Source organism: Tunturiibacter empetritectus (assembly GCF_013410875.1).
Taxonomy (GTDB): domain Bacteria; phylum Acidobacteriota; class Terriglobia; order Terriglobales; family Acidobacteriaceae; genus Edaphobacter; species Edaphobacter empetritectus.
The window spans coordinates 1,324,873-1,338,275 of the sequence record NZ_JACCCU010000001.1; the positions used below are offsets into that span (position 1 = coordinate 1,324,873).

The following is a 13,403-nucleotide window of genomic DNA, read 5'->3' on the forward strand; positions in this document are numbered from 1 at the left end:
TTATGAAATCCGAGGGTTGGGTGTGATGACGTCGATTATGTTGGTCTGTGCGGTGTTGGCTTCGCTGGCTGTGGGTGTTTTGATTGCTTATGGGGTTTGTATTGCGATGTTTAGCGCGTTCCAGATGCATGCGCGTCAGATCGCTGGGAATGCTGATCGACAGGTGACGGCTACAGTGCAGGTTCTGAAGAGCTAGGCGGCGCTGCTGGGTGGCAGTCGTGGTTTTTTGAGTAAGGACTTAATTCAAAAAGTTATTGGGGAGGAGCTTGCTGCTGGCGGAGGCGCTGGAGCTGCTCGTAGATCTGCTGCGGTGTTTTGACGCCATTGGGGGAGTCCGGCTGGGAGGTATCGGCTGGAGTTGTTGAGGCTGGCGCGGCCGGGGTGATGGGTGGAACGGTGCTGTTTCGAGGCGAGGGTGGTTCGGCTGAGGATGTGGGCGGGTCGGATGCTGGTTGAGCGTCGTCGGCTTCGGATTTGTCGTCGAAGGCCTGCGCGTTAGGGCTTGGCGGGGTGGGACCACCCTGGCGCGGGGTGAGGATGAGCTCTGCCGGGGTAGCGCCGTCGCGTGCCACGAGGAGCATGTTGCTGCCGGTGCCGTCCAGTAGCTGGGCCAGTATCTGACTGGGAGCGTCGGGACCGTATTTGCCAAAGACGCGCTCGTCGACGACGCCGCCTGTGATCTTGATGCCGGTCTCGTGGGAGATCTGGCGGAGGATCTGGTTGAGGCTGGAGTTGTCGGCGGTGACCGAGAGGATGCCGTTGGCGAGGGTGACCTGGGCGTGCTTTGGCTGTTCCTGGGCTGGCGTGAGAGGCACGGCTGGCGTGGCGGGAGGGAGCGGCTGCGCGGACGCGCTGGTTGGTGCTGTGGGTGGCAGGGTGGATGCTGCAGGAGTGGGTGTGGGCGGCGTGTTCGGGGGAGTCTGCGCAGAGATCAGACCTGCGATGGCGAAGATGCTGGAGGCGACGAAACGGATTGGCCCGGAGCTCTGCATGTAGTAGTAGGACGCTTTGTTGTGAGGCAAGGTTATCGGCAGCGTATGCAGCCTGTCCTCCATAGATTATCTATTAGTGACAACGGTGTCATTCGCGAATGGAACACTTGTCCGAACTTTGACAGACATCTGGTCATGGGGACACCATTTGCGGTCTTTTAGGAAGGCTTTCAGACTGGGCATGTAGTTTTAGAACTCGATAGCTAACGTAGAGTTGCGTCGATGAGACCGATTGAAGAACAGTCAACAGCAAGAGCAAAGGCGAAATACGGGGATCCTTCACTCCGTTCAGGATGACGGCATAAAACAAGCAACGGCAGGAATGTCCGACTGAGCGGCTTTCACCTTCACTCCGTTCAGGATGACGACATAAAACAAACAACAACAGGATGACTACTTCAAACAATCAACAGAGCATACAACTAGGCGTCTTTCATCTTGAGTTTTGCTCCATTGCGTATCGGTTGTGTTCTGAGGACGGGGCATGTCTGGATTTGCGGGCCTGGCTGTAGACTGGGGATGCCTTTTCAGGGTCTCGAATCGAGCATCTGATTCCTATGAGTTCTCGAGACATGGCACAAGGCTGATATGGCGGGCGTGATGATGAGATGGAAGATTGGATTGCTGGCGTTAGGTCTGTTGGTGGGTAGGGTGGCGCCGGCTGAGGTGTGCACGACGCAGTCACAGATGGCGGGGCCGGAGCGGGAGGCTTTAGCAGCTGCGGCGCGTGGGCTGGCGGCAAAAGTTCAGGCAGGCGATGTGAGCGGTCTGCGTGCGGCTACTCTGGCTGAGTATGCGAAGGACTTCGCCGGCATTGGCGACGTTGTTGGAAATACGTCCCCGCATGTGAAGGGTGGCACGTTGAAGGTGGAGCAGGTTTATCTGCTGGATGGAACGCAGCTGAAGCGTGGAGCGGATGGGTCGGTGCCGGATGCGCAGTTTTTCTGCTCGCTGAATAAGTCGGTGGCGGAGACGGATTTTACGATCTCGGGACTGGCACCGGGGCGGTATGGATTTGCGATTGTGGATGTTGTGGATGTCAGCTCTCCGTGGCGGCTGTCGTTTTTACTGCGGCAGGATCAGGGGCAGTGGGTGATGGCGGGGTTTTATCCGAAGCCTTTGCTGGCGGCGGGTCATAATGGGCTGTGGTACTGGACGCAGGCGCGATTGATGACGGCGCAGAAGGAACATTGGAATGCGTGGCTCTATTACCAGCAGGCGGAGAACTTGCTTAGGCCGACAAATTTCATTCAGAGTACTCATCTTGAGAAGTTGAAGGCTGAGGAGACGGCCGCGGCTCCGCCGGCGTTGTCGGAGGGCGTGAGTGCCGAGTCGCCGCTGGTAGTGAAGGGAGCCGATGGGGTGGAGTACCACTTTACTGCGCTTGGCGTGGATGACTCTTTGGGGAATGACAAGGTGGATGTGACGGCGCATCTGAAGGTGGACCAGCTGGGCGATGCGGCGGCTGCCCGGAAGCGCAACTTGGATGCGATGACAGCTCTGGTGGCTGCTTATCCGGAGTTGCGGAACCCGTTTCATGGAGTGTGGATGATTGCGGAGACCGCCGGGCAAAACCCCTTTGCGACGGAGCAGGCGATGAGTCAGATTCACTGAGCGGGAGACGGGTCGGTGGGGTCCGGCCTGGTTCTTGCGGATGGTTCGTCCTGCAGGGGTTTCATGGGGTAGTGATATCTTGAGAATCGTTTCAGCACGACGGTAAGGAAAGCGCGGAATGAAGACTCACCTTCCAGGTAAAAACTGTCACTCTATTGATAGGGATGAGAAAGAGAACAATGACAAAAAATAAAAAGACGCTGGGTCAGGCAATTCAGGAGCGAAGGGCGACACCGAGCTTTGATGGTGTGCCGATTCCTGCGGAGGATCTGCGCGAGATTCTGGATGCGGGTTTGCATGCTCCGAGTGGATATAACCTTCAGCCCTGGCGATTTGTGGTGGTGCAGTCTGCTGAGCAGAAGAAGAAGCTGCGTGGAGCGAGCTATAACCAGGGCAAGGTGGAAGAGGCGTCTGCGGTGATTGTGGCCTGCGGCGATTCGGATGGATGGCGCAAGGATCTGGACCTGATGCTGGAGAAGGGGCGCAAGGGCGGGATGCCGGAGAGTTATGCGGCGCAGGCACAGAGCAGCGTACCGAACTATATGTCGAGCTTCAGCAGCGGGCAGATGCAGGCATGGCTGAACAAGCAGGTGATGCTGGCGTTTACGCACATGATGCTGATGGCGGAGGTGATGGGATACGACACTGCGCCGATGGAGGGGTTCGAACAGGACAAGGTGCATGAGGTGTTGCGGCTTCCGCTGAGCTACTGGGTGGTGGCGCTGCTGGCGATTGGACATGCCAAGGGGCCGGACAAGTTCGATGGCGGGCGATTTGAGACGGGGCATACGGTGTTTGGAGAAGAGTTTGGCAAGCCGCTGAAGCTGTAAGTGGAGATGACTCGGCTATGAAGCTTGCACTGCGCGTTGTGGCTGTTGTTTTGCTTTTGGGGGCGGCGGTTGGGCTGGCCTTTTACCGGTATCCGCTGTGGTTTGCGGATCAGCATACGCGCTTTCATCTGTGGCGGCAGGGGGTGAAGAGCGAGTATGTCGAAGCCGGGGGGTATAGGCTTCATTACTTTGAGGCTGGGGCTGCGGATGGGACTCCGCTGGTGTTGGTGCATGGGCTGGGTGCTCGGGGGGAAGATTGGGGGGCGATGATTCCATCGCTGGCGGCGCAGGGATTTCATGTGTATGTGCCGGATCTGCTGGGATATGGCAGATCGTCTAAGCCGGATGTGAGTTACTCGATCTCGCTCGAGGAGCAGACGGTGGCGACGTTTATGCAGGCGGTGCATGTTTCGCGGGCCGATGTTGGTGGATGGTCGATGGGTGGATGGGTGGCGATGAAGCTTGCGCTGGATCATCCGGAGATGGTTGACCGGCTGATTGTGTATGACAGTGCGGGGCTGTATTTTCCGGCTACGTTTGGGCCGGAGTTGTTTACTCCGAGCGATCCGGCGGGGGTGAGGAGGCTGATCGCGATACTTACGCCGAAGCCTCGGGCAATTCCGGACTTTGCGGCGAAGGCGATGGTGCGGAAGCTGCAGGGGAATGCGTGGGTGGTGAATCGGAGTACGGCTTCAATGATTGGTGGGCGCGATCTGCTGGACTTTCGGCTGCATGGTATTTCGCAGCCGATGTTGATTGTGTGGGGCGCGCAGGATGAGTTGATTCCGCTGGCGTCGGGCGAGGCGATTCATCGGGAAGTCCCGCAGTCGGTGCTGGATGTGGTTGGGGGATGCGGTCATCTGGCTCCTGCGGAGTGCGCTAAGCCGGTGCTTGAGGGGACGGTAGAGTTTTTGCGGTCGCAGCCGCCTATGCGTGGGGGTGGTAGGACGTTTGCTGCGGGGTATTGATTTAGAGGATTGTGTCCTGCCGGACGGGCCCACTTCGCGTGGGGGGGGCGTTCGCACGCCTTTTTAGAGCTTCGCGTGGTCCTCCCGTTGGTAGGGAGAGAGATTTGATTTCGACCAACGGGAGAACCGTCGAGGCTCATCCTGCCGTGACCGGTATACGGGTCACGAAGTGACCGCTCTCCGCGCAGGAGGCCGTCCGGCAGGACATTAGTCGGGTTGCCACTGATAGGCGTTGGGTTGGGACAGGCCTATGTGGGCGAGGACTCGGTGGATGAAGTTGCGGGCCATCTCCTGTGTGCTTTGAGGGTGGTTATAGAGGGTGGGGATGGCAGGGAAGATGGTGGCTCCGGCGTCGGAGGCTAGCTGCATGTTGCGGATGTGGATGCGGTTGAAGGGTGTTTCGCGGATGCAGAGGATGAGGGGGCGGTTTTCTTTGAGGCAGACGTCGGCGGCGCGGTGGATGAGGTTTTGCGCGAGGCCGTTGGCGATGGAGGCGAGGGTGCCCATGGAGCAGGGAAGGACGATCATGGCGGCCGTGGGGTAGCTGCCGCTGGCGATGTTGGCTGCGATGTCGGTTTCGGCGTGTTGCTGGAGTTTGGGGCAGGGGGCGCCGAGGAGCTTTTCTGCGAGGTCGTTGCGGCCGCTGAGGTTGAGCTCTTCGGCGAAGACGCGGAGGGCGCTGTCGGAGGCTACGAAGTTGATCTTAGTGACGCGGTCGTCGGCTGCCAAGGCGCGAAGGAGCTCGGCGGCGTAGATGCTGCCGCTGGCTCCGGTGATGGCGAGGGTGATGTTAGTTGGGGCTTCGGTGTGTAGGGGCTGTGGCACAGAATGATTATCGCCGATGAGGTGGAAGGTACCTAGTCTGCGCATACTTGCATGACGGATAAAGCAAAGACGAGATGCGGGGGTCTCTCCACTTCGCCATGCGATAAAACTGCATGGCTTCGGTCGAGATGACGAGTTTGGTGGGTTTGAGGGTTTCGTTTGAGGGAGTCGTTCAGGGGCGCAGGGCGTAGGCGATGAGGGTTTGGCCGTGGAGGTTGTGAGTGGCGTTGTAAGCTTGGTTGCTGGCTTCTTCCTGCGCGGGGATGGTGGGGTCGAGTTCGCAGGCGGCGATCTCTTCGGTGGTGGCGTGGATGAAGCAGAGCTCGCAGGTGGCGAGGTTGACTTCGCCGTTGTCGCCTTCGCTGCGCATGGGTGGGCCGAAGGTGCGGCAGAGGATGGGGCGGTGCTCGTAGAGGTCGCAGGTGCCGGTGGTGAGATCGAGGACGGGGCAGGGTTCGTCGTTGGCGAACTCTTCGAAGAGGATGGCGACTTCGTGGTCCTCGTTGAGGATGCCAGTGGTGAGGTCGCCGGGGAACCAAGGGTCTAGGCGGGTCAGGGAGTCGGCTACTCGTTGTTGGATGCGGCGGAATTTTTCTGGGTCGGTTTGTTCGAGAGTGGCGAGTCCTTCGCGTAGGCGTGCTGCGTCTTCGTGCGCGATGGGGAAGACGCCGATGCAGCATTGGGAGCAGCCGGGGTGGCAGACGAGATGATGGCCTCCGCGACGATAGGCGTCGGCTATGGCGGTGTCTACGATTTGGACGAGGGAAGCGGCGCTAGTCATGATTCTGTCACGAAAGGCTCGCTAACCAACGCTTGTTTGCCAAAGCTAGTGCTGCAACAACTTTCTGTCGTTTCGGTTCTTCAAGTAAGTACATCGGTAAGCGGTCGAACCAACGTTGGACCTCCCAGCCACGCAAGCCCGCGTCGACATAAGGCTTCAAATCTCTATACGGTATGCGGCTAGATGCTCGCGTTTTTTGCTTGAAGAATTCGAGACAGGTTTCCAGTTGCTGGATATTTGTAAAGCGGAATGTGAATGAGCAGACACGAACATACCAAGTAGTAAAAGGCCGGAAGTCATGTGGGGATCGCTGGAAATCACGAAGGCCACTCCATCCCAGTGGCATGGAGCGAGCTTGTTTCGTAGTTTCATTCCAGATATTGGCCATGGCTTTCAATGTTATCGCAGCATTTTTTGTTGAACAGGCAAGTAGTGTTGTGGCATCAAAGACCACTGCGTGGGAGATTCTAAGGGATGATGCGCTCGTGGCGAAGGCGGGTGAAGAGGTCGAAGAAGCTTTCGTCGGTGGGTTGGTAGTCGAGGAAGCCGAACTTGCGGCTCTTGCTCATGTCGGTGACGACTTCGATGGGGCGGCCGAGGTCGGCGTCGGTGTGCCAGGCGGAGGCGAGGTTGTGGAGGTTGGGCTCGATGAGGTTGTGGGATTTTGCGATGTTGCTCCAGATCTCTTCGGCACCGGCTAACTGTTGCTCGAGTGGCGTGGCGTGGCCGGGGAAGGGGGCGGATTCGATGCCGAACCAGGTGGCGAGGCGAGGCCACATCCAGTTCCAGCGAAAGACGTCTCCGTTGACCACGTTGAAGGCGTGGTCGTGCGCGACGGCGGTTGTGGAGGCCCACTCGAGATGGCGGGCGAGGAGTCTTGCGTCAGTCATGTCGGTGAGGCTGTTCCATTGGGTTGCGGAGCCGGGGAAGAGGAAGGGGCGGCCGGTCTCGCGGCAGATGTTGGCGTAGACGGCGAGGGTTACGCCCATGTTCATGGCGTTGCCGAGAGCGTAGCCGATGATGGTGTGGGGCCGGTGGATTGTCCAACTGAAGTTCTGTCGCTCCGCTGCGGCGAAGACCTCATCTTCTTGTGCGTAGTAGAAGTTTTCGATATCAAGACGGGGCTGTTCTTCGCGGAAGGGTGTGGCGGGGAGCTTGCCTTTGCCGTAGGCCTCGAATGGGCCGAGGTAGTGCTTAAGACCGGTGACTAGAGCTACGTGGCGGACGGATTCAACGGGCGCGACTGCTTCGAGGAGGTTGCGCACCATCGCGGAGTTGATGCGAATGTTTTCGGTTTCGGTGGGTTGGCGGAGCCAGGTGGTGAGGAAGACATGCGAAGGCTTCAGGTTAGCGAGCGACGCTCGCAGGGCTGTGGGATCGAGGAGATCGGCGGCGATGAAGTTTACGCCTTCGATGTTATTCGCAGAGTGCCGGGCGAGGCCGTGAACTTCCCACCCGTTGGCGAGCAGTTGTCGCGCGAGGTTGTTTCCTACGATGCCGGTGACTCCGGCGATGAGGGCCGTGCGGGACATGAGTGGTCCTTTCGGTCAGGCCGCTGACTTCGATTGGATGACGTTTGCGTGTGGGGCGATTCGCAGTGGGTTATTCGCTGGATGCTTGAGACGCCGGTCCGGGTTGAAGATTGCCGAACGACCGGCGTCACGTTGCTAGACAGCTTTGCGCTGGAAGGTTGTTTTTTTGGTTCCGGCGAAGGAGTCCTTCGCCTTGACGGAGACGGTCGATGATCCGGCGAGGGTTTTGTCTCCGCCCTTTGCCTGAGCCGCCGCCTTTTCGCGTGCGGCCTGGAGCTTCTGTGCCTTCGGGCTTAGCCCGCGGGTCTTGACTTCGGCTGCTTTTGGAATGAAATCACTCATAGAAAGATCGTATAACGGGCTGATGGTTTTCGAACAGGGCATGGCTTCGGTGTCACGGCGCATGCGTTACGGAGATGTGGCGTATGCGTGGTTTTTTATCGCAATTTGCCTGGCGATGCAGAGAGACTGCAAACGCAGATTCCCTTCGGGAATTACAAACAAAGGCAAAGACAAACTTTCCAACTGCGGCGTTGCTGGCGGAGTTACTTTGCGGGGTGCGGCTTGACGCCGGTCCATGTCCAGCTGCGGATCTTCCAGCCTGCCGGCTCTGCGTGGAGGACGAAGGTCGCCTGACCTTCTTCGGCGAGAGGCTTGCCGTGCTCCTTGTAGAGATAAAGGGTGGGAATGATGACGTAAGCGAGGTCGTCTTCGATCTCGATGCGGGTGGGGGCCTCGTAGTTGACTACGCCGTAGGTGACGCCTGTGGCTGCTGCGTGCTTTTCGTAGTCGGCGGCCCATTCATGCGCGGCGCGGGGCCCTGTCCAGCGGTGGGGAGTGAACTCGTCGATGATGGTGATGTCGCCGTCTTCGTAGGCTGCGAACGCCGAATGGGTGTCGCCGCTGTTGAAGCCGTCGACGAACTGGCGGATGGGGACCATCACGTCTGCTGGTTGGGCTGCGATGGCGCTGCCGGTCAACAGGACGCTTGCGAACAGGGCAAGGACTACTTTCTTCATGAAGGGCTCCGATCGGCGATGCTGGTTTGCTTCGAATCGTAACAAGATCGCGGGAGCGACTACCAGATTGATTTGAGCTCCCAGAGTTGTCCCTCGCTTTGGATTGGCTTGGCGTCGTCGGGGAAGATCTGGATCTGAAGGTTGTTAGAGACGGGGAAGACCAGGTCGGTCATGGCGATGGTGCCGTCCTGGGCGAAGGCTTCGACGGAGGACCGGTCGACGATGAGGGTGAGGTCGTAGGGGCGAGTGGTGACGAGCGGTGCTTTGGTGCGGGTGGGGAAGTCCGGACTGATGGCTGCGCCTGAGTGGGTGCGGTCGATGTAGAACTCTTTTTTGTTGGTGTCGAAGGCTACTTCGATCCAATGTTGCTGGTCGGAGAAGATCTTGAGGCCGAAGATGGGTTCGACGGGATGGCCGAAGTTGAGCCGGATCTCGAAGGGAGGCTGGAGCGTGTGGCCGCTGCCGTAGAGGGTGGAGGTGTTGGTGGAGAGGGCGGAGATCTCGTAGTTTTTTCCTCGGAGGGGAGCGACGATGGGCTCCTGTTTGAGGGCGAGACCTGCGGCGTCGCTGACGTAGGAGATATGGCGGGGGAGACTCATCTGTCCTCGCCAGGGCGTGGTGGGAATCTTTGCAGCGTACTGCCAGTTGCTCATCCATCCGAGGAGGACTGGCTTCTGATCTTTGGGCAGGCCATTGAAGCTGATGGCGCAGTAGTCGTCTTTGCCGTAGTTGGTCCAGCCCTGAGAGCCGCGGAGACGTGACTGATGGAAGGATTTGCCGTCGAAGTCGCCGAGGAAGTATTGCTCGCCGGAGCCGCCCTGCGGGGCGCCTGGATTGAGGCCTACTTTGAGGGCCCAGATGCTCTTTGCACTGTTTGAGGAGGGGATATGAATGAGGTCGGGGCACTCCCAATCGCCGTTGACGTCGCCGGTGGGGCCGAAGTCGCTGAGCTGTGTCCACTGTTTGAGGTCGGCGGAGGAGTAGAAGCGGATCTTATGTTCTTTGGGCAGGGAGACGGCCATGACCCAATGGTGTGCGATGGGATCCCAACTGACGCTAGGGTCGCGAAAGTCGGCAAGGTGGAGATCGAGGACAGGGTTGCCGGGGTACTGCGCCCAGTTGCGGCCTTTATCGAGGCTGACGGCGAGGTTTTGGGTTTGGCGGATGCCTTCTGATGTTTGGGTGTGTCCGGTGTAGATGGCGACGAGGCAGTCGCCGTGAGTGCAGAGGCCGCTGGTGTTCTGGCGATCGACAACGACACTGCCGGTGAAGATCATGGTGTTGTCGTGCTCGGGGATGGCGACGGGAAGCTCGTGCCAGTGGAGGAGGTCGGTGCTGACGGCGTGGCCCCAGCTCATGTGTCCCCACTGGTCGCCGAAGGGGTTGTACTGGAAGAAGAGGTGGTACTCGCCCTGGTAAAAGACGAGGCCGTTGGGGTCGTTGGTCCAGTGCTCTTCGGGGGAGAAGTGGACTTGCGGGCGGTAGGGCTGGTCGTAGTCGGGGTTCTGGGCGGCTACGGGCAGGACGGATAGAACAAGGGTGGCGATGCAGCGGATGAATAGGCGAAGAGAAGTCTTGACCACGGGAGATCCTCTTGGCCGATTATGCAGGAAGGTGGCCGGAGCTGTCGCAGGGGAAGCGACAGGATGCGGGCTGGGGTGGGACGGGTGGGTTCAGGATTGGCGGCGCTGGATGTGGCCTTACGGTGTAGATTTTCCGTTGGCGTAGGCGGGGACGGACGGTACCAGGCTGCGGAGGACGAACTCGCGGATGAGGTTGTCGGCGGCGGTTCCGCCGATGGTGATTCCGAAGTTTCGGAACGTGAGACCTGCGCCACGATCGGAGGCGGGGTAGTAGGCGTTAGAGATGGCTCCGGCGGAGAGGCTTCCGATGATGCGGGAGTAGTTGAAGTGCTGGAGGCCGTCGTCGCCACGGGTGCGGAAGGTGGAGAAGACTGCGTGACGGGAGCGGGAGCGAAAACCGCCGGTTCCCTGGTAGAAGTAGCGCGGGTCCTGGTGGAGCAGGGAGGGCAGGATGGCGCTGCCGATGAGGCGGCTGGATGCGTCATCGGCCACGGCGGCGCCGAAGCGTTTTCCGTAGCCTTCGATGCCGGACCCGTAACCGGAGAAGGAGTTGTTGAGCTGTTCGAAACCGGCGACTGCTCCGTTAGCGATGAGGTTGACCGGATCAACGATGCTGCGCACGGCAAGGCTGTATTTTTGGCGGGAGGACATTGGTTCGGCGTCCCAGATGTAGCTGGTGTAGAAGTTTGGAAAGACGGCTAAGACGCGCTGCTTCTCCTGCTCGTGGACCTGCTCTTGAGCGATCTGGTCCGACGTGGCGTAGACGTTGATCGACGAGCTGGTGGAGAGCTTCAGGGTGGCTTTGGGTAGCTCAACGATGGCGCCGGATAATACGGAGAACTCGGGTGAGGTGTAGGGATCGAGGCCGGGCGCGGTAATGAGGAGGCGGAACTCGCCTGCAGGGAGGGCGGTGAAGGTGAAGGTGCCGTCGCTGCCGGAGGTGGTTGTGCGCTTGCCGAGCTTGCCCGGTGCGTTGAGAACAATGGTGGCGTTGGATACGGGGACACCCTGAACGTCCTCAACGGCTCCGTTGATCTGGGCTGTGCCCTTGTATCCATCGGCCTGAATATTTGCTGACGGGGTTTGCAGGAGTGAGCCGGGGGAGTCTGGCAAGGGTACGTTTTTAGCCAAATTCTGCGAGTAAGAGCAGGATGAGCCGAGCAGGGCCAGAAGCGCTATTACATAGAAGGTGCAACCGTTCATCGGTCCTCGCTCGAGAAGAGCTTTTGCTGGTGATGGTGGCAAGTTCTCAGAACAGGGTGCGGCGCATCCGGTGGTGGGTTTTAAGTGGTCGACTTAAGGTGAGTGTTACCCATTCAGACCTATGGATTAGACGGCTGAGAGCGGCCTGGGTTAGAGGCAGGTCTGTAATTCGTTTGTGGAAGGACAAACAAAAGAATCGCGCAATGATGATGTCATTCATAAAAAGCTCGCAGGGCAAGAGCAGCTTCCTGCTGAGCTGCAAATCTTGCGCGTGGCCGATGATGCGGTCTATTCGTTAAGGGCTCTGGCGAAGATGGCGTCGACGTTTGCCAGTTGGCGGTTGTAGTCGAAGGCGCGGGCGAGTTTTTCGGGGGAGAGACGGCTGGTGATCTCGGGGACTTTGGCGATCTCGTCGCGAAAGGTGAGGTCGTTCTTCCATGAGTTCATGGCGTGGCCTTGCACGAGGCGGTAGGCGTCTTCGCGGGACATGCCGGATTCGGCGAGGTCGAGCAAGAGTTGGCCGGAGAAGATGAGGCCGCCGGTGGACTCGAGGTTCTTCAGCATGCGGGCGGGGTAGACGAGGAGCTTGGCGATGAGGTTTTCGGTTTTGGCGAGGAGGTAGTCGGCGAGGATGGTGGAGTCGGGGAGGATGACGCGCTCGGCGGAGGAGTGGGAGATGTCGCGCTCGTGCCAGAGGGCGACGTTTTCAAAGGCGGTTTGTGCGTTCGCGCGGATGACTCGGGCGAGGCCTGAGATCTGCTCGCTGGTGATGGGGTTGCGCTTGTGGGGCATGGCGCTGGAGCCTTTTTGTTTTTCGCTGAAGAACTCTTCTGCCTCGCGGACCTCGGTGCGCTGGAGGTGGCGGATCTCGGTGGCTATTTTGTCGAGCGTGCTGGCGAGGACGGCGAGGGTTGAGATGTAGGCGGCGTGGCGGTCGCGCTGGACGACTTGAGTAGCGATGGCTACGGGTTTGAGACCGAGTTGGTTACAAATTGCTTCCTCGTGCTCGGGCTTGAGGTGGCCGAAGGTGCCGACGGCTCCGGAGAGCTTGCCGACGCGGAGATCTTCGGCGGCGGCGTCGAAGCGGGTGAGGTTGCGCTGCATCTCGGAGTACCAGAGGAGCAGCTTGAGGCCGAAGGTGCTGGGTTCGGCGTGGATGCCGTGGGTGCGGCCGATGATGGGGGTGTGCTTGAACTCTATAGCGCGTTTTTTGAGGGTGTCGGAGAGAGCTACGATGCCGGCGCGAATGATGGCGGAGGCTTCTTTGAGTTGAAGGGATTGTGCGGTGTCGACGACGTCGGTGCTGGTGAGGCCGTAGTGGAGCCAGCGGGAGGCTTCGGGGTCGGCGATGTGCTCGGCGACGGTGGTGGTGAAGGCGATGACGTCGTGACGGACTTCGGCTTCGATCTCGTTGATGCGGTCGACGGTGAAGGCGCCCTTGTCGAGGATGGTGTCGGCGGCGGACTGGGGGACGAGGCCGAATTTGGCGAGTGCCTGGGAGGCGGCTACTTCTACGGTGAGCCAGCACTGATATTTGTTGGCGTCGGACCAGATGCGGCCTAGCTCGGGGCGTGTGTAGCGGGCGATCATGTTGTTTCCTTCAGTGTTGCGCGTGGCTATTGTTCACGAACTATCAAGTAGTGAAAAGTTCATTGGAACGACCGGCAAATGCGGGGATTCTTCGCTTCGCTCAGAATGACAACATCGAGAGTTGTATAAAGCGGTTTAAAGATTGGCCGAGTTAGGGCTGGGTGACGCCTAGGAGGTCGGCCATTTCGTCGTGGAGGAAGCCTTCGCCGGGACGGTAGGGCTGGACCCACTTGCCGTCGATGACGAACTGGGGGATGGCGCGCTTGCCCACGTTGGCGATGACGAGGTCGGCGGCGCCGGGGGTGTTCTCGATGTCGATCTCTTTGTAAGGGATGTTGTGGGTGTTGAGGAAGCGCTTGGCTTCGCGACAGTCGCGGCACCAGGAGGCAGAGTAGACGGTGAGATCCATAGAGCTTTATTTTACCTGTTGGGTGGCAAATGCCGCATTGGGGCTAAATTACAATTC

General features: G+C 59.3%; 15 protein-coding genes. 4 read left to right on the forward strand and 11 right to left on the reverse strand.

Annotated elements, in window-relative coordinates:
• The first annotated feature begins 25 nt into the window (after positions 1-25).
• Complete coding sequence (locus HDF08_RS05500) at positions 26-196, forward strand: hypothetical protein (protein WP_179636416.1); 171 nt, start codon at positions 26-28, stop codon at positions 194-196.
• Positions 197-251: 55 nt separating this feature from the next.
• Here the strand turns inward: HDF08_RS05500 and HDF08_RS05505 are convergent, their stop codons facing one another.
• The gene (locus HDF08_RS05505; RefSeq protein ID WP_179637547.1) at positions 252-1,055 is read right to left on the reverse strand and encodes a hypothetical protein; all 804 of its coding nucleotides are present in this window, start codon (positions 1,053-1,055) and stop codon (positions 252-254) included.
• A 537-nt stretch (positions 1,056-1,592) separates the two neighbouring features.
• On the opposite strand from HDF08_RS05505, the gene HDF08_RS05510 reads away from it, so the two are divergent.
• From HDF08_RS05510 to HDF08_RS05520, 3 genes are all read left to right on the forward strand, one after another.
• Positions 1,593-2,606, forward strand: a complete 1,014-nt coding sequence (locus HDF08_RS05510; RefSeq protein WP_257030878.1) for a hypothetical protein — start codon at positions 1,593-1,595, stop codon at positions 2,604-2,606.
• 179 nt (positions 2,607-2,785) lie between these two features.
• Entirely contained in the window at positions 2,786-3,436 is a 651-nt protein-coding gene (locus tag HDF08_RS05515) for a nitroreductase family protein (protein ID WP_179637549.1), read from the forward strand.
• Between the two features lie 17 nt (positions 3,437-3,453).
• Positions 3,454-4,404 carry an alpha/beta fold hydrolase gene (locus HDF08_RS05520; protein ID WP_179637550.1) on the forward strand — a complete coding sequence of 317 codons (951 nt, stop codon included), beginning with the start codon at positions 3,454-3,456 and terminating at the stop codon, positions 4,402-4,404.
• A gap of 207 nt (positions 4,405-4,611) precedes the next feature.
• Here HDF08_RS05520 and HDF08_RS05525 read toward each other — a convergent pair whose 3' ends face one another.
• The 10 genes from HDF08_RS05525 to HDF08_RS05570 all read right to left on the reverse strand — a co-directional run bounded on the left by HDF08_RS05525 (position 4,612) and on the right by HDF08_RS05570 (position 13,346).
• Complete coding sequence (locus HDF08_RS05525) at positions 4,612-5,274, reverse strand: UbiX family flavin prenyltransferase (RefSeq protein ID WP_179637551.1); 663 nt, start codon at positions 5,272-5,274, stop codon at positions 4,612-4,614.
• A 127-nt stretch (positions 5,275-5,401) separates the two neighbouring features.
• Entirely contained in the window at positions 5,402-6,010 is a 609-nt protein-coding gene (locus HDF08_RS05530; protein ID WP_179637552.1) for a YkgJ family cysteine cluster protein, read from the reverse strand.
• Between the two features lie 7 nt (positions 6,011-6,017).
• On the reverse strand, positions 6,018-6,464 hold the full coding sequence (locus HDF08_RS05535; RefSeq protein ID WP_179637553.1) for a hypothetical protein: 447 nt from the start codon (positions 6,462-6,464) through the stop codon (positions 6,018-6,020).
• Positions 6,465-6,477: 13 nt separating this feature from the next.
• Entirely contained in the window at positions 6,478-7,542 is a 1,065-nt protein-coding gene (locus HDF08_RS05540; RefSeq protein WP_179637554.1) for an SDR family oxidoreductase, read from the reverse strand.
• A 135-nt stretch (positions 7,543-7,677) separates the two neighbouring features.
• On the reverse strand, positions 7,678-7,884 hold the full coding sequence (locus HDF08_RS05545; RefSeq protein ID WP_179637555.1) for a hypothetical protein: 207 nt from the start codon (positions 7,882-7,884) through the stop codon (positions 7,678-7,680).
• 203 nt (positions 7,885-8,087) lie between these two features.
• A complete protein-coding gene (locus HDF08_RS05550) occupies positions 8,088-8,561 on the reverse strand; it encodes a Cif family virulence factor (protein ID WP_179637556.1) in 474 nt (157 codons plus the stop codon).
• 59 nt (positions 8,562-8,620) lie between these two features.
• Positions 8,621-10,144 (reverse strand): glycoside hydrolase family 32 protein, encoded by a 1,524-nt coding sequence (locus HDF08_RS05555; protein WP_373563126.1) that lies wholly within the window; start codon positions 10,142-10,144, stop codon positions 8,621-8,623.
• Between the two features lie 117 nt (positions 10,145-10,261).
• Positions 10,262-11,257 carry a carboxypeptidase-like regulatory domain-containing protein gene (locus HDF08_RS05560; protein ID WP_218884503.1) on the reverse strand — a complete coding sequence of 332 codons (996 nt, stop codon included), beginning with the start codon at positions 11,255-11,257 and terminating at the stop codon, positions 10,262-10,264.
• Between the two features lie 378 nt (positions 11,258-11,635).
• Complete coding sequence (gene purB, locus HDF08_RS05565; protein WP_179637558.1) at positions 11,636-12,937, reverse strand: adenylosuccinate lyase; 1,302 nt, start codon at positions 12,935-12,937, stop codon at positions 11,636-11,638.
• A gap of 151 nt (positions 12,938-13,088) precedes the next feature.
• Entirely contained in the window at positions 13,089-13,346 is a 258-nt protein-coding gene (locus HDF08_RS05570; protein WP_179637559.1) for a glutaredoxin family protein, read from the reverse strand.
• Positions 13,347-13,403: the final 57 nt, after the last annotated feature.

Bases quoted from the DNA above. Each gene is read 5' to 3' on its own strand.
- HDF08_RS05505 (WP_179637547.1), bottom strand. From the start codon at position 1,055: ATGGAGGACAGGCTGCATACGCTGCCGATAACCTTGCCTCACAACAAA.
- HDF08_RS05550 (WP_179637556.1), bottom strand. From the start codon at position 8,561: ATGAAGAAAGTAGTCCTTGCCCTGTTCGCAAGCGTCCTGTTGACCGGC.
- HDF08_RS05510 (WP_257030878.1), top strand. From the start codon at position 1,593: ATGATGAGATGGAAGATTGGATTGCTGGCGTTAGGTCTGTTGGTGGGT.
- HDF08_RS05520 (WP_179637550.1), top strand. From the start codon at position 3,454: ATGAAGCTTGCACTGCGCGTTGTGGCTGTTGTTTTGCTTTTGGGGGCG.
- HDF08_RS05525 (WP_179637551.1), bottom strand. From the start codon at position 5,274: ATGCGCAGACTAGGTACCTTCCACCTCATCGGCGATAATCATTCTGTG.
- HDF08_RS05540 (WP_179637554.1), bottom strand. From the start codon at position 7,542: ATGTCCCGCACGGCCCTCATCGCCGGAGTCACCGGCATCGTAGGAAAC.
- HDF08_RS05515 (WP_179637549.1), top strand. From the start codon at position 2,786: ATGACAAAAAATAAAAAGACGCTGGGTCAGGCAATTCAGGAGCGAAGG.
- purB (WP_179637558.1), bottom strand. From the start codon at position 12,937: ATGATCGCCCGCTACACACGCCCCGAGCTAGGCCGCATCTGGTCCGAC.
- HDF08_RS05530 (WP_179637552.1), bottom strand. From the start codon at position 6,010: ATGACTAGCGCCGCTTCCCTCGTCCAAATCGTAGACACCGCCATAGCC.
- HDF08_RS05545 (WP_179637555.1), bottom strand. From the start codon at position 7,884: ATGAGTGATTTCATTCCAAAAGCAGCCGAAGTCAAGACCCGCGGGCTA.
- HDF08_RS05570 (WP_179637559.1), bottom strand. From the start codon at position 13,346: ATGGATCTCACCGTCTACTCTGCCTCCTGGTGCCGCGACTGTCGCGAA.
- HDF08_RS05500 (WP_179636416.1), top strand. From the start codon at position 26: ATGACGTCGATTATGTTGGTCTGTGCGGTGTTGGCTTCGCTGGCTGTG.